This window comes from Marinobacter sp. (assembly GCF_040904845.1).
Classification (GTDB): domain Bacteria; phylum Pseudomonadota; class Gammaproteobacteria; order Pseudomonadales; family Oleiphilaceae; genus Marinobacter.
This window is the reverse complement of record NZ_JBBDSR010000003.1, coordinates 33776-55327: the sequence shown is the minus strand read 5'-3', so window position 1 is coordinate 55327 and position 21552 is coordinate 33776. Positions and strand designations below refer to the sequence as shown.

At 59.4% G+C, this 21552-nt stretch carries 17 protein-coding genes; 9 read left to right on the top strand and 8 right to left on the bottom strand.

Annotated features, from left to right (window positions below; all coding sequences use genetic code 11):
* Nucleotides 1-20 precede the first annotated feature (20 nt).
* The 4 genes from WD429_RS00645 to WD429_RS00630 form a co-directional block, all read right to left on the bottom strand.
* The gene (locus WD429_RS00645; protein WP_368420233.1) at nt 21-788 is read right to left on the bottom strand and encodes an SDR family NAD(P)-dependent oxidoreductase; all 768 of its coding nucleotides are present in this window, start codon (nt 786-788) and stop codon (nt 21-23) included.
* Between the two features lie 165 nt (nt 789-953).
* A complete protein-coding gene (locus WD429_RS00640) occupies nt 954-2156 on the bottom strand; it encodes an acyl-CoA dehydrogenase family protein (RefSeq protein WP_368420232.1) in 1203 nt (400 codons plus the stop codon).
* Nucleotides 2157-2180: 24 nt separating this feature from the next.
* Nucleotides 2181-2621, bottom strand: a complete 441-nt coding sequence (locus WD429_RS00635) for a PaaI family thioesterase (RefSeq protein ID WP_368420231.1) — start codon at nt 2619-2621, stop codon at nt 2181-2183.
* Nucleotides 2621-3415: an SDR family NAD(P)-dependent oxidoreductase gene (locus WD429_RS00630; RefSeq protein WP_368420230.1), complete on the bottom strand. Its 795-nt coding sequence runs from the start codon at nt 3413-3415 to the stop codon at nt 2621-2623. The genes WD429_RS00635 and WD429_RS00630 overlap by 1 nt, the downstream gene beginning before the upstream one ends.
* A 140-nt stretch (nt 3416-3555) precedes the next feature.
* Between WD429_RS00630 and WD429_RS00625 the strand changes: the two genes are divergently transcribed.
* Entirely contained in the window at nt 3556-5148 is a 1593-nt protein-coding gene (locus tag WD429_RS00625) for a class I adenylate-forming enzyme family protein (RefSeq protein ID WP_368420229.1), read from the top strand.
* Nucleotides 5149-5164: 16 nt separating this feature from the next.
* Here WD429_RS00625 and WD429_RS00620 read toward each other — a convergent pair whose 3' ends face one another.
* Nucleotides 5165-5905 (bottom strand): enoyl-CoA hydratase/isomerase family protein, encoded by a 741-nt coding sequence (locus WD429_RS00620; protein ID WP_368420228.1) that lies wholly within the window; start codon nt 5903-5905, stop codon nt 5165-5167.
* A 172-nt stretch (nt 5906-6077) separates the two neighbouring features.
* Here WD429_RS00620 and dctP point away from each other — a divergent pair, with 172 nt between their 5' ends.
* From dctP to WD429_RS00590, 6 genes are all read left to right on the top strand, one after another.
* On the top strand, nt 6078-7124 hold the full coding sequence (dctP, locus tag WD429_RS00615) for a TRAP transporter substrate-binding protein DctP (protein ID WP_368420227.1): 1047 nt from the start codon (nt 6078-6080) through the stop codon (nt 7122-7124).
* Nucleotides 7125-7203: 79 nt separating this feature from the next.
* A complete protein-coding gene (locus WD429_RS00610; RefSeq protein ID WP_368420226.1) occupies nt 7204-7749 on the top strand; it encodes a TRAP transporter small permease subunit in 546 nt (181 codons plus the stop codon).
* Nucleotides 7746-9056, top strand: coding sequence for a TRAP transporter large permease subunit (locus tag WD429_RS00605; protein ID WP_368420225.1), 1311 nt, complete (start codon nt 7746-7748; stop codon nt 9054-9056). Before WD429_RS00610 ends, WD429_RS00605 begins: the two co-directional genes overlap by 4 nt.
* A 69-nt stretch (nt 9057-9125) precedes the next feature.
* Nucleotides 9126-10982, top strand: a complete 1857-nt coding sequence (locus WD429_RS00600) for a methyl-accepting chemotaxis protein (RefSeq protein WP_368420224.1) — start codon at nt 9126-9128, stop codon at nt 10980-10982.
* A gap of 65 nt (nt 10983-11047) precedes the next feature.
* Complete coding sequence (locus WD429_RS00595) at nt 11048-11653, top strand: hypothetical protein (RefSeq protein WP_368420223.1); 606 nt, start codon at nt 11048-11050, stop codon at nt 11651-11653.
* Nucleotides 11654-11832: 179 nt separating this feature from the next.
* Nucleotides 11833-13407, top strand: a complete 1575-nt coding sequence (locus WD429_RS00590; protein WP_368420222.1) for a methyl-accepting chemotaxis protein — start codon at nt 11833-11835, stop codon at nt 13405-13407.
* A gap of 86 nt (nt 13408-13493) precedes the next feature.
* Here WD429_RS00590 and WD429_RS00585 read toward each other — a convergent pair whose 3' ends face one another.
* From WD429_RS00585 to WD429_RS00575, 3 genes are all read right to left on the bottom strand, one after another.
* Nucleotides 13494-14876 (bottom strand): sodium-dependent transporter, encoded by a 1383-nt coding sequence (locus tag WD429_RS00585; protein ID WP_368420221.1) that lies wholly within the window; start codon nt 14874-14876, stop codon nt 13494-13496.
* 108 nt (nt 14877-14984) lie between these two features.
* Nucleotides 14985-18101, bottom strand: a complete 3117-nt coding sequence (locus WD429_RS00580) for an efflux RND transporter permease subunit (protein WP_368420220.1) — start codon at nt 18099-18101, stop codon at nt 14985-14987.
* Nucleotides 18101-19303: an efflux RND transporter periplasmic adaptor subunit gene (locus WD429_RS00575; protein ID WP_368420219.1), complete on the bottom strand. Its 1203-nt coding sequence runs from the start codon at nt 19301-19303 to the stop codon at nt 18101-18103. Before WD429_RS00575 ends, WD429_RS00580 begins: the two co-directional genes overlap by 1 nt.
* 184 nt (nt 19304-19487) lie before the next feature.
* Here WD429_RS00575 and WD429_RS00570 point away from each other — a divergent pair, with 184 nt between their 5' ends.
* Nucleotides 19488-20111, top strand: coding sequence for a TetR family transcriptional regulator (locus tag WD429_RS00570; protein WP_368420218.1), 624 nt, complete (start codon nt 19488-19490; stop codon nt 20109-20111).
* Complete coding sequence (locus WD429_RS00565; protein WP_368420217.1) at nt 20108-21517, top strand: TolC family outer membrane protein; 1410 nt, start codon at nt 20108-20110, stop codon at nt 21515-21517. The genes WD429_RS00570 and WD429_RS00565 overlap by 4 nt, the downstream gene beginning before the upstream one ends.
* Nucleotides 21518-21552 lie beyond the last annotated feature (35 nt).

The following is a 21552-nucleotide window of genomic DNA, read 5'->3' as shown; positions in this document are numbered from 1 at the left end:
CCCACCACTGAGGGCAACCCTTAGCAGATAGTTTCACCACCGTCGGCCACAATCACCTGCCCGGTTACGTAGGCGCTGGCCTTTGTTGAGAGAAACACCGCAAGACCGGCGATATCAACCGGGTCGCCGATTCGACGCAGCGGGGTTTTGTCTTCCGCACGTTTGACGCGCACTGGGTCTTCCCAAAGCGCCTTGGCGAAGTCGGTTTTGATCAGGCCAGGGGCGATGCTGTTGACGCGGATGCCTCTCGGGCCCCATTCGACCGCCAGGTTGCGTGCCAATGCCGCTTCGGCAGCCTTGGAGACGCCATAAGTGCCGATGGTAGTGTTGCCGCGAATACCCGCGATGCTGGACAACAGAACAACCGCACCTTCACCTTTTTTCGCCATCTGCGGCAGAACCATGTTGGTCAGCCAGAAGGTGCCTTTGACGTTGGTGTCCATGATCTTGTCCCAGGCATCATCGGTCATCTCGGCGGTGGTGCCATAGACCGGGTTGGTGGCGGCGTTGCACACCAGCACGTCGATCGCGCCCCAGGCCTCATTGGTCTTGTCGACGAGGTTCTGCAGGTCATCTTTCTTGCCGACGTGGCAGGGAATAGCGATGGCTTCGTAGCCCTGTTCCTTCAGCTCGTTGGCGACCTGCTCACAGGCGTCGGCCTTGCGGCTGGAAATCACCACTTTGGCACCCAGGCGGGCCATTTCTTCGGCGATGGAGCGGCCGATGCCTTTGGTGGAACCGGTGATCAGGGCGACCTTTCCGGTCATATCAAACAGTGGGTTAGTCATAATTCGATCCTCATGCTCAATGCTTGGAGAACGAACGGGGAGGAACCTGCCGGGACTGTGCAAAACATGGATGTTTTGCTCAAGCCTACAAGGACGTATTCACGGCGTGTCCCGGCAGGTTCCTCCCCGTTCGTTCATGCACCCGACGAAGCGGGCCGAAAATAATCAGCGATAATGGCGAAGCTCAATCTTGGCCACAGAATCCAGATGCACCTCATCCGGACCATCCGCCAGCCGCAAAGTCCGCACCTTGGCCCAGGCTTCCGCCAGGAACGTATCCTGAGACACGCCGGCACCACCGTGCACCTGAATAGCACGATCAATAACCTGCAACGCCATGCTCGGCGCGATCACCTTGATCATCGCAATTTCCTGACGGGCCACCTTATTACCCACGGTGTCCATCATGTGCGCCGCCTTCAGCGTCAACAGCCGCGCCTGCTCAATCTCAATGCGGCTGCGGGCAATGTCCTTGCGGATGGAATCAAAATCCGACAGTTTCTTGCCGAACGCCTGACGCTCATTGGCGCGCTGACACATCAGCTCCAGCGCGCGCTCCGCAACACCAATCGTACGCATGCAATGGTGAATACGCCCCGGTCCGAGACGGCCCTGGGCGATCTCGAACCCGCGACCCTCGCCCAACAGAAGGTTGCTGACCGGCACCCGCACGTTCTCATAGTGAATCTCGGCGTGGCCATGAGGCGCATGATCGTAGCCAAATACCGTCAGCGGACGAATCATCTTCACGCCCGGGGTATCCAGCGGCACCAGAATCATCGACTGCTGCTTGTGCTTCTCGGCGTTCGGATCGGTTTTGCCCATCACAATGGCAATTTTGGCGCTGGTGGTCATGGCACCGGAGGACCACCACTTACGGCCATTGATCACATACTCATCGCCGTCGCGGCGAATTTCACAACCGATATTGGTGGCATCAGACGAGGCCACATCCGGCTCGGTCATGGAGAAACAGGAACGGATTTCCCCCGCCAGCAACGGCTTCAGCCACTGCTCCTGCTGCTGTTCATTGCCATAGCGGGCAATGGTTTCCATGTTGCCGGTGTCCGGCGCGGAGCAGTTGAACACTTCCGGAGCCATGGCGGAACGGCCCATAATTTCGCACAGGTGGGCGTACTCGAAGTTGGTCAGGCCGGCACCGAATTCGCTCTCAGGCAGAAACAGGTTCCATAGGCCTGCCGCCTTCGCCTTGACCTTCAGCTCCTCAAGGATCGGCACCGGAGCCCAGCGGTTTTCCGCCTGCTCGACCTGTTCATGGTGCTTGTGTTCGTTGGGATAGATGTAGGAATCCATGAATTCCTGAAGCTGCGCCTGCAGTTTTTTGGCTTTGTCAGACAGCTCAAACATGTCCTGTACCTCGTTGGTTGATTATCAGATCGGCACGCCTTCCGGCTTTTCACTGCCGGAACGGATGCGGAATGTGCCTTCGGCGATGGCCAGCAGGTTGCCCTGATCGTCATGGACTTCGCCGCTGCTGTTGAAGATGCGGGTGCCGCCCGCCCGTTTTCGACCAGTCACACGGATGGTCCCGCCGGAACACTGGCCGGTAAAGGTGGTGGTCAGCGATAGAGTGATGGCCTTGCGCATGCGGCCGGGGTAAGGGCAGTAAGTGCCCGCTTCGGCCAACGCGATATCCAGTAGAGAGGTGAGCACACCGCCGTGTATCACGCCGCCCAGGTTAAGGTGATGGGGCTGAAGCTCCAGCTCGATCACCGCTTCGTTCTCTTCCCAGAACACCTGGCGGTAACCCAGCAGGCTGTGAAATCCGGGCAGGTCTCCGCCACCACCGATATGCAGGCTATCGTCAGTCATTACACTTTCATCCCCGGCAGGTTCAGCGAGGCAGTGTTGCCGCCGTCGACAGGTAAGGCCTGGCCGGTGATGTAACTGGCGTCGTCACTGGCCAGAAACAAGATCGCGGCGGCGATTTCTTCCGGCGCGCCGTAGCGTCGCAATTCACACCGTGAGCCCAGCTTATGGGCCTTTTCATGGGTGCGGGCATAGTCGAACACCGCCTGGGTCATGCCGGTTTCCACCAGCCCCGGGCACACCGCGTTCACCCGCACGTTGTCGTCGCCGAGATCGCAGGCGGCGGTCTGGGTGAGGTTGATCACTCCGGCCTTGGACGCGCTGTAGGCGTTACCACCGGCACCGGAGCGAATGCCCGCCACAGACGCGGTATTCACAATCGCGCCCAGTTTGCGGGCCTGCATATGCGGTGCCACGTGTTTGATGAACAGCATGGTGCCGATCAGGTTCACCGACAGCACCTTTTCCCACTCTTCCCGGTCATTGCCGGTGATGCCCGGGTGGCCGTTGCCGGTGCTGGCAATGCCGGCGATATTACAGAGCACGTCGATCTTGCCGAACGCGCTGGCCGCTTCGCCCACCAAGGCTTTGACCTGACTTTCGTCAGCAACGTCGGCGATCCGCCGCAGGGTTTGCGCGCCCTCGGGCAACAGGCTTTCGGTGTCCAGCAAACCCGCCTCTGACCGATCCACCATCATCACCCGTGCGCCCTCGCGGGCCAAACGCACCGCAGTGGCTCTGCCGATGCCGCTGCCGGCTCCGGTAACGATGGCTGCCCGGTTGTCAAAACGCCCCATGCCGATGCTCCTTGTTGTGGTTTATTCGCGCCGTCACAAATTCAGTTCGATGGTAATTTGTCACGCCTTCCGGTTTTGAGTCAATATATTCGGAAGTTAATTTCACTAGATAAAACACAATAACACCAAGAGGTGAAAAAATGAAAAGTCCGATGCATATGCCGATCTACGCGCCTACCGATCCCGAAGAGACCATGGAGTCGATCGGTCAACGCATCCAGTACGTGGCCGCCGAGCGCCCCCATCACCCCGCCCTGATCGATGGCCAGGCCCAACTTAGCTGGCGTGAGCTGGTCAAAAAGGCAAACCGCATTGCCAACCGGTTGCGAGCCGACGGACTGCAGAAAGGCCAAACAGTGGCGGGTTTGTCAGAGAACAGCATGGATTATGTAGCGGTGTACCTGGGCACGCTGGTGGCCGGCGGCTGCATGGTGCCGTTATCCGGCATGGCCAGTGAGGACAGCCTGGCGCTGATGATGAAGGACTGCGGTGCGCAATGGGTGTTTGTCTCGGAAAAAAACGGCGATCTGAACCGCGGCATGGCCAGCCAACTGCAATCAGACGAAGTCGCGCCTGTTCACTATATCGGCCTGCACGGCTACTGCCCGGACGATGGCCAGAACCTTGCGTCCTGGCTGGGTAACATCAGCACCGGAAGTAACCCGGCGGCGGTGTCCCTGGACGATCCGTTCAACGTCATCTACAGCTCCGGCACCACCGGTACGCCCAAGGGCATTCTCCACGATTACCGGTTCCGCCAGCGCCAGATGGCACGAATGAGCCGCTTCGGGCTCGATGGCCACGCCATTAATCTGGTGTCCACGCCGATGTATTCTAACACCACGCTGGTATCGATGCTGCCTACGCTGTTCTATGGCGGCACTCTGGTGCTGATGGCGAAATTTTCCGCCCGGCAGTTCCTGGAGCTGGCTGAACAACACCGCGTGACCCACGCCATGCTGGTGCCGGTGCAATACCAGCGCATCCTCGCCGAGCCGGAGTTCGACCGGTTTGACCTGTCCGCCTTCGAACTCAAACTCTGTACCAGCGCACCCTTGCGGGCGGCGGTCATCAAAGAAGCCATGGAGCGCTGGCCCGGCAATATTCGTGAGGTCTACGGCCTCACCGAAGGCGGCATTTCCACCAGCCTGGACTGCGCCGCCCACCCGGACAAATGGGATACCGTCGGGCAACCCACCGAGGGCGCAGACGTCAGAGTGATTGATGACGACGGGAACGAACTGGCCAGGGGCGACACCGGGGAACTCGTCGGCCGCGCCATTTCCATGATGCGGGGATACATCAACCGCGAAGAACAGACCCGCGAGATGCTCTGGACCAGCCCGGAAGGCCTGGTGTTCTATCGCAGCGGCGATATGGGCAAGGTCGACGATGACGGGTTCGTTCATATCCTCGACCGTCGCAAGGACATGATCATTTCCGGGGGATTCAACATCTACGCCGTGGATCTGGAGAAGGTGCTGCTGGATCACCCCTCAGTCGCCGATGCCGCTGTCATCGGCATTCCCAGCGACCAGTGGGGCGAAACACCGCTGGGACTGGTGGTTCTCACACCCGGCGCAACCGCGAGCGAAGCGATCATTCAGGACTGGGCGAACGCACAGCTCGGCAAGGCACAGCGGCTGGCGTTGATTGAACAGCGATCAGAGCTGCCCCGCTCCACCATCGGCAAAGTTCTGAAGCGGGAACTGCGAGCGCCCTACTGGGCATGAATGACCGGGGTATGAATTAGCGTTTCTCCATGCGCGCCAACGCGGCGTGACAATCGTCGGAACGGAGCCGTTCGGCAAACACCGGGCGCTCCCGCTCCAGCGCATCCCGGACCGCCTCCCGCCAGGGTGCGCGAATCAACCGCTTGGTGGCTCGCAGTGCTTCCCGGGGCTTTCCAGCCAGTTTTTTGGCCTGCGCCAGCGCTTGCTCCAGTGCCTGGCCGTCCTCCACCACGCGGCTGACCAGACCACAGTCACCGGCCTCGTCGCCGTTCAGGGTTTCCCCCATCAACAGCAGATCACTGGTACGCCGGCTGCCCAGATGCAGCGGCATGGTCACGGTAGAGGCAGCTTCCGGTACCAGGCCCAGATCCACAAAGGCGGTTTTAAAGCGGGCAGACCGGCCGGTCAGCACCGAATCGCAGTGCAGCAGCATGGTGGTGCCGATGCCAATCGCCAGGCCTTCAACGGCGGCAATAACCGGGGTATCACAGTCCATCAGGGTTTCGATGAAGGCGAGCCCGGCAGAGGGTTTGGGGTCGGGATCGGTTGCGCGGGTGCGAAAATCGTCCAGATCGTTGCCCGCGGTGAACACGCCACCGTCGCCACTGAGGACGATGGCATGCACACTCTCATCCCGCGCTGCCTGGTGGATCTCCTCCGACAAGCGCTGGTACATGGCGCGGGTGAGCGCGTTCTTCTTATCCGCCCTGGCAATCACCAGGTGCACGTATCCGGCTTGATGATGAGCATTAATCACTATACTTACCCCCGCATCCTAAAATTTGGTAACAGAATATCGACGTCTATCCTATTGCAAAACACGAAGCTTGTGATAGATTCAGACACATGGATTCATTCTGCAGTCAGAAGTTTTGCAGAGCGAAACGCTAAAACAGGACGACCAACACAATAATGATCGAGGTCCAGCAATGAAGATGCTATCCACCGCCAGAAAATCCCTGACTATTTACGCCTCAGCCCTGACCCTGGGGCTGGGTGCAGCCTTTGCCAGTGCGCCGGCCGCCGCTGAGGAAAGCTTTACCTGGAAGGTCCAGTCCCACTGGCCGGGTTCCAGCAGCTCCTATAAAGACAGCCTGGTGCGCCTGCAGAAGGTTCTGGAAGAGCGTACCGACGGCCGCCTGGAATTGAAACTGTACGAAGCCGGCTCGTTGTTCAAGGCCAAGGACACCTTTAACGCCGTCAGCCGCGGCATCCTGGAGATGGGTACGATTTCCCCATCCTACGCACAGGACAAAATGTCTCTCGCGGGCATTGCCTCCGGCCTGCCGTTCGCGTTCCGCAACGTCTGGGAGGCGGCCTATTTCCACCAGGGCCTCGGCTTTGAGCAGATGCTCCGCGACGAAGCGGCCGAGCACGGTGTTTACTGGGCCACTGACAAGGTCTACCCGACCGAGATGGTCATCAAGGAGCCGGTCAACAGCTGGGAGGACTTCACCAAACTGAAGATTCGCTCCTCCGGTGCCTTGCAGACGTTCCTGACCGAAGCCGGCGCGGCGGCGTCCTACATTCCGGGCAGTGAACTCTACTCCGCCCTGGACTCCGGTATCGTCGACGGCGCGCACTGGGGTGCTTCCCAGGGTGCCTCCAGCATGGGCCTGTACGAAGTGGCGAAATACCACGTGCAGCCGGCGCTGAACATTGCCGGCACGGACGTGATCATCGTCAGCCAGAAGGCGCTGGACAAACTGCCTGAAGACATGGAGAAAATCGTCAAACAGGCACTGGATGAGCAGTTCTGGGTGCGCACCAACGAGTACCAATACAAAGAGCGCATTACCCTGGCCAAGGCCATCCAAGAGGAAGGTGTGGAAGTGAACACCTTGCCGGAAGACGTCCAGCAAAAGCTGACCGAAACCGCCCAGAAACTCTGGGACGAGGAAGCCAAGCGTAGCGAAAACGCCAAAAAGGCGTTGGGCATACTGAAGGGCTACCTGTCAGAACTCGGCTACCTCTGATCCGTACTTAAAATCAAAGCCGGGCCTGCGTACAGCGGCCCGGCTTTTCTGATTCACCAACCGTCTCCCGGAGAGTGCCATGGGTGTGCTGACTGCATTCATGAGAGGGGTTACCCGTCTCAATGATGTTATCGGGCGCGGGATAGCCCTGCTCGTTTTCGCCATGTTTGCCTTCCTGATTCTGGAAGTGGCGTTCCGCTATCTCTTCAACTCACCCACCGTGTGGACCAACGAACTGACCCAGATGCTGTTCGGCATCTACGCGGTCATGTCCGGCGGCTACATCATGGCGCACCGGGGACACGTCAACGTCGATCTTCTGCAATCGCACCTGCCGCCCCGGGGGCGGGCAGTACTCGACATTGTGACCTCCGTTATATTTTTCATTTTCACCCTGGCGCTGTTGTATTTCGGCGTCAGCATGGCCAGCGAATCCATCGCCAGCTGGGAAACCTCCTATTCCGCCTGGAACCCGCCGATCTGGCCGGTCAAGGCAGCCATTCCTCTGGGTACCGGACTGCTGGTATTGCAGGGCATCGTCAAATTACTGGAAGACATCGCAGTGGCCTTCAACCTCAGTTACTACACCCCTGAAGAGCAGAAAAAAGAAGGAGAAGCGCTGTGAGTATTGAAGCCCTGACCCTGCTGTTTTTCGGCTCACTGCTGTTTTTCCTGATTCTTGGCCTGCCGCTGGCCTTTGTGCTGGGCGGCGTATCGGTGATTTTCCTCTATTTCACCTGGGGCTTTGATTCCTTCTATATGGTGGCCTCCCAGATCTGGGGCACCATGGAAAGCTTTACCCTGGTCGCCATTCCCCTGTTCGTGTTCATGGCGATGATTCTGGAGCGAACCGGAGTCGCCAAGGACCTGTACCGCATGATGCACCTGTGGTGCGGCGGTCTGAAAGGCGGGCTGGCCATCGGTACCCTGGGCATCTGCGCGGTGTTCGCCGCGATGGTCGGTATCAGCGGTGCTGCCGTGGTGGCCATGGGCACCATTGCCTTGCCCTCCATGCTGGAGCGTGGCTATGACAAGAGCATGGCCCTGGGCGTGATCAACACCGGCGGTGGCTGGGGCATTCTGATTCCACCCAGCATTCTGATGATCCTGTACGCACTGATTACCGGTGTGTCGGTGGGCAAAATGTTCGCGGCCGGCATCATGCCGGGCATCCTGCTGATGGTGCTCACCGCCATTTACATTCTGGTGCGCAGCCATATGCAGCCACATCTGGCACCGGCGCTGCCGAAAGAAGAACGCGGCACCTGGCCGGAGAAACTCCGTGCTTTGCGGGCTGTACTACTGCCCATCGGAGTGGTGGTCATGGTGCTCGGTTCCATCATCGGTGGCATCACCACGCCCACCGAAGCCGCCGCCATGGGTGTTCTGGGTGCGCTGATTTCCGCGGCGGTGTACAAGCAGTTCAAGTGGAACATCCTGCAGGAAGCCGCCATCCGCACCTTCAAGCTGACCGGCATGATCATGTGGATTCTGTTCGCCGCTCACGCCTTCAGCGCGGCCTATCAGAGCATGGGCGCGCAGGAACTGATCGAAGGTCTGATGGCCCACATTCCAGGCGGCCCCTGGGGCATTATCATTTCGATGATGGTGATCACCTTTTTCCTCGCCATGGTTCTGGACCCGGTGGGCATCATGCTGATTACTCTGCCGGTGTTCATGCCCATTGTGGAATCCCTGGGCTTTGATCCGATCTGGTTCGGCATCTTGTTCGTGATCAACATGGAAATCGGCTACATGACACCGCCCTTCGGCTTCAACCTGTTCTACCTCAAAGGCGTGGTGCCACCGAGCATCACCATGAAGGACATCTACAAGTCGATCATTCCCTTTGTCATCGTAGAGATCGTTGGCCTCGCGCTGATCATGATCTTCCCGGAAATCGCCACCTACCTGCCGGATCTGTTCTTCTAAGCGGATCTGCCGAAAGGCCGGCCATCAACGATGCCGGCCCAATAACAACAACCACAATACGGAGCCTATATGCAGTTGCTCTCCCGGCTTCAGGCCAACCTGACCATTGGCCTGAAGCTCGCTTCTGGCTTTGCCACTCTCATCATCCTCTCAATCATCCTGGGCCTGATCGGTATTCTGGCCCTGGACAACTACGGTGACAGCGCAACCGGCGTTGCTCATACCAGCGCCATCGAGCGGGCCATTCTGGAGGCTCGTACCGAGGAGAAAAACTTCCTGCTGCGCAGTGACAGGGCGTTTGCCGAAGAGGCACAACTGAAACTGGAAACCGCAGAAAACCTTGCCGGTGACCTGCTGAAAACTGCCGGCCCGGAGGCCACTGAACGGCTGACCAACATTATCGACGGCACCCGCCGGTATTCCGCACTGCTGACCGACGTTGCAGAAGTGCTGGAGCAAACCGGTACCGCGCGCGAACAACTGGTGCTGGACGGTCGTATTCTCGAAGCCCAGATGAATGCGGAAGATCGCCTTTACCTTGCCAGCGCCATTTTCAAGCAGATGCGACGGGACGAGCGGGACTACCTGCAAACCGGTGATCCGGATTCGCTGAAGCAATTTGATGACCGGCTCGGACGCGTCCAGGCCTCGTTGCGATCCGCCCCTGTGGACGACAATCTCAAAGAGGAAGTCGGTGAGCTCTTTGACGCCTACGCGACAGCATTTCGCACACTGGCTGAACACACCGAGCGCACAACGACCCTTGAGGAAGACATGGTTTCCACCGCTCGCGGAAGCCTGGCGGCCAGCAATCAACTACAGGAAGCGCAGGTCCGCGATATGAGGGCGGAGCGCGACCAGTCCCGGACGCTCATGACCGCTTCCACCATCGTGATTCTCGCCCTTGGAGTACTGCTGGCGTGGCTGCTTACCCGCACAATCACCAGCCCGATCCGGCAGGCCGTGACGGTGGCCCGCCGGGTGGCCGAGGGCGATTTACGCAGCGATGTTCAGAGCAACCGTCACGACGAAACCGGGCAACTTCTCAATGCACTGGGCACGATGATCATCAACCTTCGGGAGCTGGTGAACCGGATCAATGGTCATGCGACCGAAATCGCGTCCTCGTCCACGCAGTTATCCGCTATCACCGAGCAGAACAGCGAGGGCGTTTCAGAACAGCTGGATCAGACCGATCAGGTGGCCACGGCGATGAACGAGATGGTCGCCACCGTTGGTGAGGTGGCACGCAATGCCGAGGAGGCTTCCTCCGCTGCATCCGACGCCAGTGCAAAGGCATCCGCCGGTGAAGAGGCGGTCGACGACACCCTCACCCTGGTTACAGACATGAACCAGCAAGTAGAGCAGGTGATGGCGCGCCTGGGCAACTTGCAGGAAGATACCCGCAACATCAGCACCGTTCTGGACGTTATCAAATCGGTTGCCGAACAGACCAACCTGCTGGCACTCAATGCCGCGATTGAAGCCGCACGTGCCGGTGAGCAAGGGCGTGGCTTCGCCGTGGTTGCGGATGAAGTGCGTTCCCTGGCCCAGCGAACTCAGAGTTCGGCCGCCGATATCGAAACGCTCATCTCCAACCTGGTCAACAGTGCCGATGAAACCGGCAAAGTGATGGCGGAAGGTGCGAGCCTGTCCGGGAAAACATTGGACAGTGCCCGCAATACCGGCGAAAGCATCCAACAGATAGCCCAGGCGGTGGACAACATCACCCGCCTGAATCAGCAGATTGCAACGGCAGCGGAACAACAAAGCTCGGTGGCGGAAGACATCAACCGCAATGTGACCGCCATTCGCGACGTCAGTGATCGTGCCGCCACCTCGACTCATCAAGTCGCCAGTGCCAGCACCGAACTGGCAAGCCTCGGTACCGGCTTGCGCCAGCAGGTTGCGCAATTCGACGTATAGCGTCTATTTTATAGGCAAGCCTCCGGTAAAAGGATTCGGGGGCAGAACGCTCACGGAGGGAACTCATGAAACGCGCACCGTCACACTGCCTTGCCCTTTTTTTAACCCCTGTTTTAACCCTGTTTTTCACCCTGGCCTTCGCTATGAGCGGGGCCGCCGCCGAAACCCTGACCGACGACAAGGTTCGGGCCTTCATCAGCACGCTGGAAGACGCCGAATCCCTTGAAGCCGATTTTGAAGAGCTGAATCAGGATATGCCGGGCTCCGAGAGCAGGTCTGAGATGCCGGACTTCTCCTCCATTTTCTCCGATTCGGTGGAACGGATGCGAGGCCACGAGGCGTACGACCGCATGTCCGGCATTGTTAAAGATCATGGTTTCAACTCCATGGAAGAATGGGGGACCACCGGTGATCAGGTATTCCAGGCCTGGATGGCCATCGAAATGGAAGAGCAGCACCCCGAAATGGCCCGGGAAATGGCCGGGGCCATGGATCAGATCAACAATAACCCCAACCTGTCAGAAGCACAGAAGGAGCAGATGCGCTCCATGATGGGGGGAGCCACGGCCGCCATGGAAAGCGCCAATCAGGCCCCGGAAGCCGACAAGCAGGCGGTTCGTCCGCACCGGGACGCATTGCGATCCGTCACTGAGTCCGGCGACGGCATGTAACAACGAGACCCGTCCTTACGGGCCACAAATCGTTACCGATTTGTTCTCGACTCCGCATTAATAAACGTCTTTCCTGTAAAGGTTTCAGACACCGGGCCGATACTGAGGGTACAAAGCTCAGCGCCGGCCCGGTGCTGCCCTTGAACGCCCACAAACGACGTCCGGATCGGGAAACACAGATGTCCATAGCAAACTCTCTCAATTCCATTTCAGTCGGCAAGAAACTCTCGGCCGGCTTTGCCTTCGTGGTGCTCCTCGCCATCGTGATTGCCGTCATCGGCATCAATACCCTCAGTGAGTACCGCGAGCGTTCACTGATCGTCGCCAGCGCCAGCAGCACCGAATCCAGCCTGCTGATGGCCCGGGCGGAGGAGAAAAACTTCCGGATTTACCAGCGAAAGGAGTTTGTCGACCAAGCCAAAGCCCTCGCCAAAGAGGCGGCGGATAAAGCCAAGCACCTCAAGGAATTGCTGGTAGTACCTGAAGACGACGCCCGGGCGCAGGGCATCATCGATGGCGTTGCCGACTACACCCGGCTGATCAACGATCTGGAATCCCGGATCAACGACCGTGCAGACGTGGTCAACGCCATTGACAACCGGCTGCGGGATAAAGCGCGGGACACCGTTGCCTTTGCGGTGGAACTGCAGGAAGTGCAGGTGGGGCGCATGCAGGCACAGTACAACCGCGCGTTTAACACACTGGTCACCATCGCGGTCATCATTGCCGCGCTGGCCAGCATCGTCGGTTGGGTGCTCACCCGCAGCATTACCGGGCCCATTCGCGAAACGGTGGACATTGCCAACAAGGTGGCCTCTGGTGACCTGACCGTGCAGGTCAACAACAACCGTAGCGATGAGTTCGGCCAGTTGCAGGCGGCCTTCTCCACCATGGTCACCAACCTGCGCGACCTGATTCAGCAGATTGACGCCGGGGCCAACAACATTGCGTCATCTTCTGAGGAATTGTCCACGGTCACCGAGCAGACCAGCGCCGGGGTATCCCAGCAGCGGGACCAGACCGACCAGGTCGCCACCGCGATGAACGAGATGGTTGCTACCGTCAACGATGTCGCCAAGAGCGCGGAAGCGGCCTTCAGTGCCGCCAATCACGCCAGTGAGAAGTCTGCCGATGGCGAAACCGCAGTGAACGAGACGCTGACCTACGTCACCGACCTCAACACCCAGATCAGCCACGCGATGACCCAGCTGCGCGGCCTGCAGTCTGAGACCCAGAACATCGGGACCGTACTCGACGTGATCAAGTCCGTCGCCGAGCAGACCAACCTGCTGGCCCTCAACGCGGCCATTGAAGCGGCCCGCGCCGGTGAACAGGGCCGTGGTTTTGCGGTGGTGGCCGATGAAGTCCGCTCCCTGGCACAGCGTACACAGAGCTCCGCCTCGGAAATTGAAACCCTCATCAATACCCTGGTCACCAGCGCCGAAGGGTCGGTGACTACTATGGAGAAGGGGGCCAACCTGGCAGGACAGACTCTGGAGCGGGCAGAGACCGCTGGTTCCACCATCCGTGAGATGGCCGCCGCTGTGGAGGAAATTCGCCAGTACAACAGTCAGATTGCCACCGCTGCCGAGCAGCAGACTTCCGTGGCCGAAGACATCAATCAGAACATCACACTGATCCGCGATGTGGGCGAGCAGTCAGCCGCATCCACCGAACAGGTGTCCTCGGCAAGCAACGAGCTGGCCAGCCTGGCCGAAGGCCTGAGCACACAAGTCGGTCGGTTCAGGGTGTAGCCGGGGGGCCGTTAGGGCAAAGGAATCCGGTAGGACGCGAAAGGAATGAAAAAAGGGGCAGGCCGCAAGGTCTGCCCCTTTTTTGTTCAGGCCATCAGGTTATAGATAAACACGATGGCAACGGCAATGGGCGTGACGAAGCGAATCAGGTTATACCAGAGAGCAAAACTGCCGCTCCCCAATGCCAGATCCAGTTTCAGGGATTCCCTGGCCACGAACCAGCCCACGAAGATCGCCGTTAGCAGACCGGACAACGGCAGCATGACGTTCGCGGTAAAGAAGTCCAGCAAGTCAAAAATGGTTTTGCCCTCGAAACGCTCGAACATGCCCAACGGCGCAAAGCCGGACCACTCATTCAGCGACAGGATCGAGGCAATGCCCAACAGCCAGCAGGCCGCGCCCACCAGCACCGCGCTACCAACGCGACCAATAGACAGCTTCTCTTCAACCCACTCCACTACCGGCTCCAGCAACGAAATACCGGACGTCCAAGCAGCAAACAGCAGCAGGATGAAGAACAGCGAACCGAACAGGCTACCCATCGGCATCTGACCGAACGCCAGTGGCAAGGTCTGGAAAATCAGCCCGGGGCCGGCACCGGCTTCCAGGCCGTTGGCAAACACCACCGGGAAAATGGCCAACCCGGCCAGCAGCGCGACCACGGTGTCCATAATCGATACAGTGACCGCCGTGCGGCCAATGGACACATCACCGCTGAGGTAAGAGCCGTAGGCCATCATGATCGCCATACCCAGGCTGAGGGTAAAGAAGGCATGACCCAGGGCAATCAACACACCATTCACCGTGAGTGCGCTGAAATCCGGGGTAAACAGGAAACTCACTGCCTGACCAAACCCGTCTGTGGTGGCAGCGTAGCCCACCGTGACCAGCAACAGCACAAACAGCGCCGGCATCAGGATGTTCACCGCCCGCTCAAGGCCGGATTTAAGACCGCGAGCCACCACCACAATAATCAACGCCATGAACAGAGTGTGCCAGGCCAGCAATACGCCGGGGCTGGCCAGCAGGTCTCCGAAAATGGCACCGATGGTGTCGGCATCCTGCCCGGTAAAGTCACCACTGGCAGCGTGGCCGATGTAGGAGGCTGCCCAGCCGCCGATCACGGAATAGAACGACAGAATGATAAAGGCCGCCAGCACCCCGATGAGTGCAGACACACGCCACAGGGGCGACGCAAGATTGCGCTCTGCCACCAGGCGCAGGCTGGCGATGGGATTCTGGCGGCCGTTACGGCCAATGAATACTTCGGCCATCATGATGGGAATACCAATGATGGCGATACACAGCAGATAAACCAGCACGAAGGCACCGCCGCCGTTCTCACCGGTCACGTAGGGAAATTTCCAGATATTCCCCAGGCCAACGGCGGAGCCAGTCGCCGCCAGAATAAAGGCCATCCGTGAGGACCACATGCCGCGCTGGGGCACGGCCTGGTTGTTGTCAGTCATGTTTTCATCCTGTGCTTATTGGCGATGAATCTTTTGAAAATAGCCTTGCCAGCGCGTCTGCGCCAGCATTTGGGCCGGATTCTGCCAGTAGTTGCACATGGATGCCAGTTAACCCGCCCCACGGCGGGATTTAGTCCAATCTCCCAGATCTTCTATCAGGCGGTAGAATAACGGCACGAAGAACAGCGCCAGCGTGCTGGCCGCCACCATACCACCGACAACCACGGTACCAATCTCCTGACGGCTGGCCGCACCGGCACCGGAACTGAAGGCCAGCGGCAGGGAGCCGACAATAAACGTCAGTGCGGTCATCATGATGGCGCGGAACCGCTGACGGGCTGCGGCACTGGCTGCCTCCGTGGCGGACATGCCGGTACGGCGGTTCTGGGCGGCAAATTCCACAATCAGTATGGCGTTCTTCGCCGCCAGGCCAATCAGCACCAACAGCCCCACCTGGAAGTAAATATCGTTGGGGAAGCCCCGCAGCAGCGCAGCACCGGCGGCCCCGAACACCCCGAACGGCACGGCGGTGGCGACGGCAATGGGCAGGCCCAGCCGCTCGTACTGAGCCGCCAGAATCAACAGCACCAGCAGCAGGCCCAGACCAAAGGCAATACCCGCGGCACCCCCTGCGCTGTTCAGCTGGTAGGCCTCGCCAATCCACCCCAGCAGGCTGTCACGATCCAGAGTTTCCGCACCGACTTCTTCAAGGGCCCGCAGCGCATCGCCGGTGGTGTAGCCCGGGCCCGGATCGGCCAGCAGCTTCGCCGCCGGATAGACATTGAAGCGATTGAGAATATCCGGGCCGCTGCTGCGCTCGAGTTTGACCAGCGACGACAACGGAATCATCTCGTTATACTCGGAACGCACAAAGACCTTGCGCAAATCATCCGGATGACTGCGGAACTCCCCCTCCGACTGAAGATTGACCTGCCAGTTCCGCCCCCCCAGGGTGAAATCATTCACATACAGGGCACCAAAGGTGCTCTGCATGGTCGAGAAAATCTGGTCAATCGGCACACCTGCGGCTTCGGCCTTCTGCCGATCCACCTCCGCATCGTAGCGTGGCACACCGGTGTTCAGGGTAACGCGCACATTTTTCAGCTCGGGCCGTTCGTTGGCCTTGGCGGTCAGTTTATCCGCCATCGCTTTGATATCAGCCGGTGTCATGCCACCCCGGGCCTGGATATACCCCTCGACGCCACCGGTGGTCGAAAGCCCCTGAATCGGCGGCGGCGTGAAGGCGACAACATTGGCTTCTTTAACGCCGGCACCCAGCGCGATGATTTTGCCTGCAACACTGGCGGCATCCTGCCCCGGCCCGGTACGTTCAGACCAGTCTTCCAGCGTGACAAAGCTCACCCCGCTGTTGGAGCGCAACGCGCTGGAGAGAATATCGAAACCGGCAAACGACACCACGTCGCTGACCTCTTCCATGTCCAGCAGATCCTCGGTCAGCTTGTCGCGCACGGTTTCCGTGCGGTCCAGCGACGACACCGGAGGCAGGGAGGTTGCAACCAGCGCAAACCCCTGATCTTCTTGAGGCACCAGCCCCGACGCCATGGTGTTCAGCATCAAGAGCGTGCCGCCGATCATCGCGGCGAACAGCAGCACGCCAATAATCGCGTGATGCAGCAGCCAATCCACAATACGCACGAAACCGTTGGTGAGCTTGTCGAAACCGGCGTCAAACCAGCGGAAGACCGCCGGCTGTTTTTCATACTGACCACTGAGCAACAAGGCGCACATAGTGGGGGTCAGCGTCAGCGCTACAATCCCGGAGATAACAACCGAGACGGCGATGGTCACCGCAAACTGGCGGTACAGCTCCCCTGTCAGGCCACCGAGGAACGCCACCGGGGCGAACACGGCCACCAGCACCAGGGTGGAGGAAATCACCGCGCCGGACACCTGTTGTACCGTGGAAACGGCTGCGTTGTAGGCTGACAAGCCTTCTTCTTTCATCAACCGTTCAGCGTTTTCCATGATGATGATGGCGTTGTCCACCACCACGCCGATCGCCAGAATCAACCCGAACAGTGTCAGCAGGTTGATGGAAAACCCGAACGCCAACATACCCGCGAAGGTACCCACCAGCGACACCGGAATGGCCACAAGGGGGATCAGGGTGGCCCGCAAGTGCTGCAGGAACAGGAAGGTGATCAGCACCACCAGCACCACGGCGATCATAAAGGTGGATATCACCTCCTGAATGGAGATATCGATAAAACGGCTGGTGTCGTAGGGAATCTTGTATTCCAGGCCGTCTGGAAAACGCGCGCTGATGTTTTCCATCGCGTTTTCAACTTGCTCCGCCGCTTCCAGGGCGTTTGCACCGGGCTGCAAATAGACCCCCATGGGCACGGCGGTCTGGCCATTGTAGTTGGCACTGAAATCGTAGCTTTGCGAACCCAGCTCCACCCGGGCCACGTCCCCCAGACGCAGGCTCGCGCCCTGCTCGTCGCTGCGCAGGATGACGTTTTCAAATTCTTCCGGTGTCGTCAGGCGGCCCGGCGTGGAGACAGTGTAGGTGAAGGCCTGGCCTTTCGGAGCCGGCTGGGCACCAATACGGCCTGCCGCGAACTGGGCGTTCTGCCCTTCCAGAGCGGCCTGCACGTCCGAGGGCGTGAGTTCATACTGGGCCATTTTGTCCGGGCGCAGCCACACCCGCATGGAGTAATCCTGGGCACCAAACAACGAGGCATCGCCAATACCCGGCAACCGCACCAGCTCGTCCAGTACGTTCAGCAGGGCGTAGTTGCTGATTTCCACTTCGTTCATGGAGCCGTCGGAAGAAGACAGCGTCACCACCTGCAATATAGAGGTAGACCGCGCCTCCACCGTCAGGCCCTGATTGCGGACCTGTTGCGGAAGTTGCGCCTGGGCCTGCTGGACCCGGTTATTAACGTTGATGGTAGCCTGATCGGCATCGGTGCCGATATCAAACGAGACAGTGACGCGGAAGGTGCCGGAGTCGGTACTGTTCGACTCCATGTAGATCATGTCGTCGACCCCGTTGATTTCCTGTTCCAGCGGAGCCAGTACCGAATCGGCTAGCACCTCCGCGCTGGCACCGGGATACACTCCCTGTATCTGAACCTGCGGCGGCACCACATCCGGATACTGCTCCACCGGCAAACCAAAAATGGCGATACCACCGGCCAACGTGATGATGACGGAAATCACCGACGCAAAGATCGGCCTGTCTATGAAAAAACGCAGCATCAGTTGGCCCCCTCTTCACCGGGACCCGATGCCTCTTCGTCTTCACTGACGTCAACCTCGACACCGTGCTGAAGCGAAACATGGCCGTTCACCACCAGTTTGTCACCCTCACTCAGGCCGTCCAGTATCACCTGGAGGCCATCCACCACAGGACCCAGTTCCACCGGGCGTACAACCGCTTTGTCATCCTCGACAACAAAGACTTGAGCGCCCTCGGCACCCTCACTGACCACATCTTCCGGCACGGTAACGACGTCTTCCAGATCCTGCAGAGTTACCCGTACCCGAACAAACTGACCGGGGATGATTTCACTTTCTGTGTTCGGAAACACCGCCCGGGCCGATACGCTTCCCGTACGTGAATCCAGAATACTGGCGGTAAAATCGACCTCACCTTCGTGATCGTAGGTGCGGCCATCAGCACGAATCAGAATGGCGCTGATGGACTGACTTTCTTCATCGCCAGTCATCGCGCGACGAGCGGTGCGCTGGATGCTGGCATCGTCTTCAGGCAGCGCAAAGCGGACGTGGATCGGGTCCTGCTGAACAATGGTGGTCAGCAGCGTGCCCACTTCCACCAGGCTGCCCTCCGGCAGATCTTCAAGGCTGGTGACACCGGAAACCGGCGCTTTCACATCGGTATAGCCCAGATCCAGCTCCGCCTGGGCAACCGCTGCCTGTGTAACCGAGAGGTTGGCCTCGGCCAGTTCCCGATCCGACTGCGCCGTATCACGATCCCGTTCGCTGACGGCATTGCGCTCGTACAGTGACGAAATCCGGTTCCATTCCCGCTCCGCCTGACGCAGTTCCGCCTCGGCCACCCGCTGTTGTGCGCGGGCACTTTCCACCATGGCCTCCGACGGTTTCTGGTCAATCCGGAACAGGGAGTCGCCTTCCTCGACAATCTGACCTTCATTATACAAACGCTCTTCGAGAATGCCCTGAACCCGGGCGCGAACTTCAACCTCCCGGGCACCCTGGGCACGCCCGGCGTAGTCCTGACGCACCTCCACATCCTGGGTTTTGACCGTCTCTACCGTGACCCCAGGCGCAGACTGGCCGCCAGTGCTCCCTCCACTGCCACCACCAGCCGCTTCGTTATCGTCACTGCTGCAAGCGGCCAGACTGACCACTATTAAAGAACAGAGTAAGGTTTTGCACAGCAGCTTCAGGGAATACAGCAGGGCAGCATGCGAAGGCATGGCGGAAGTCTCCTTGGATAATACGTCTCGGGCGATAAGCCTCGGGCAATACGGGCTGGAATTTTCGAAACAATACATTCATTCATGGATGTATGCAAAAAAATTTGGCATGATATCGCATCAAACAGGGCGGCGCTTGCCAGATGGCGGCGTCCATACCCGTAACGAACGATGGATATTCACCATGGTCAGAAGAACCAAGGCAGAAGCCGAAACCACGCGCCAGGCGATATTGGATGCAGCGGAACAGGTCTTCCTTTGCAAAGGCGTTGCCTGTGCCTCGCTGGAGGAAATTGCCCGCACCGCCCAGGTCACCCGTGGCGCGGTCTACTGGCACTTCCAGAACAAGTCAGACGTGTTCAACGCTATGCTGGAGCGCGTTCGCCTGCCCATGGCGGAGATGACCGAAAACGTCGCCGCCGAGCAAACCGGCGATCTGCTGGCCCTCAGAAATCTATGCATATACGCACTTCAGACCCTGGTGGAAGACCAACGCCATTTCCGCGTCTACAAGATTCTGTTTCACCACACCGAGTCGGAACACGGCCTGAGAATGCAAAATGAGATGGCGCAGGAATCCATTGAAAAAATAACCCGGTTCTTCAACAACCACCCGCCCCATCCCTCGCTGACGGCCGCCCAGGCCGCACGCTCCTTGCACACTCAGATGCTGGGCATCTATTACGACTGGCTGAGAAATCCCGACGCCTATGACCTGGCGGCAGAGGCGACGAGCCTGGTCGACACCCTGTTCCGGGGCATCTGCCCTGACAATGACTCATTACTGACTGCAAAGGAAACATCATGAACAAGCGCCTGTTGCCGGGCCTGATAGCGGCCTTTACGGCTCAACCCGTACTCGCCATGAACCTGGTCGAAACCTACGAGAAAGCCTTATCCTACGATTCCGGCATCGCCGAGGCCCGCGCCACCCTCCGGGCCGAGCAGGCCAACATCGACGTCAGTCGCGCCAATCTGCTGCCTCAGATCAATGCGTTCGGTAACGCCCAGCACACCGACTCCGAACCGGATAACACCACCGGTGACTCCTACAAGACCTTCAGCTACGGCGTTGAACTGACTCAACCGCTATTCCGGGCTGACGCCTGGCTTGACTTCGAGACCAGCGAGATCCGCAGTAAGGCGGCGCGGGCCCAGTACAACCTCGCCCAGCAGCAGCTGATCCTTAACGTCGCCGAAGGCTATTTCAGCGTGCTGCGCGCCGCCGATGCCCTGACCACCGCCCGCGCCACCGAAACGGCGATCGGCCGGCAATATGACCAGGCTCAGGAACGTTTTGATGTGGGGTTGATTGCCATTACCGAGGTGTACGAGGCCCGCGCCAGTTTCGACGACTCCAAAAGCCGGCGCATTGCCGCTGAAAGTGACCTGGACATCGCCCGGGAAGAACTTGCCCGGCTGACCGGTGAATACACCGAGCAACTGGACAACCTGCGTCAGCCATTCCCCCTGGCCCGGCCCGAGCCTATGGACCCCACCGAGTGGGAAAACATCGCGCTGGGTCAGAACTGGGAAATTCAGACCGCGCTGTTCGAGCTAGACGCCAGCAAGTCCACCCTGGAAAGCCGCAAAGCCCGACATTACCCGACCCTGGACCTGAACGCTTCCTACGGCGAGACCGACATCGAAGGCCTCGGTCCGGGTGCCACCGGTTCAACAGCTGGCAGCGGCGGTGCCAGTCGAACCGGCAATGGCACCACCACCGAAGGCGTGATCGGCGTGACTCTGAACCTGCCACTCTACCTCGGTGGCGGCACCCAGGCCGGCGTGCGCCAGCAGCGCTCGCTGGTCACCGTGGCGGATGAAGCCCTGAACACCGTGCGCCGGGATGTACGGGTCAACACCCGCAGCCTGTTCCGTCAGGTCAACACCAACATCGAATCCGCCTCAGCGCTGGAACAGACCATTATTTCCCGGCGCAGCGCTCTGGATGCCACCCGCGCCGGCTACGACGTCGGCACCCGCAACATCGTCGAGGTGCTGGATGCCGAGCGGGACTACTACGAAGCCCTGAGGAACTACGCCAACGCCCGCTACGATTACGTGCTCAACACCCTCAACCTGAAACAGTCCGCCGGCACCCTCAGCCCGCAGGATCTGATCGACCTGAACAACTGGCTCAGTGCCACGGCCCCGGGCATCGAAGCGCTGGCCGAGGACGACGAAACCATCGACGATCCGACTGAGAACTGAGAACTGAGAACTGAGAACTGAGAACGAAGGGAGGC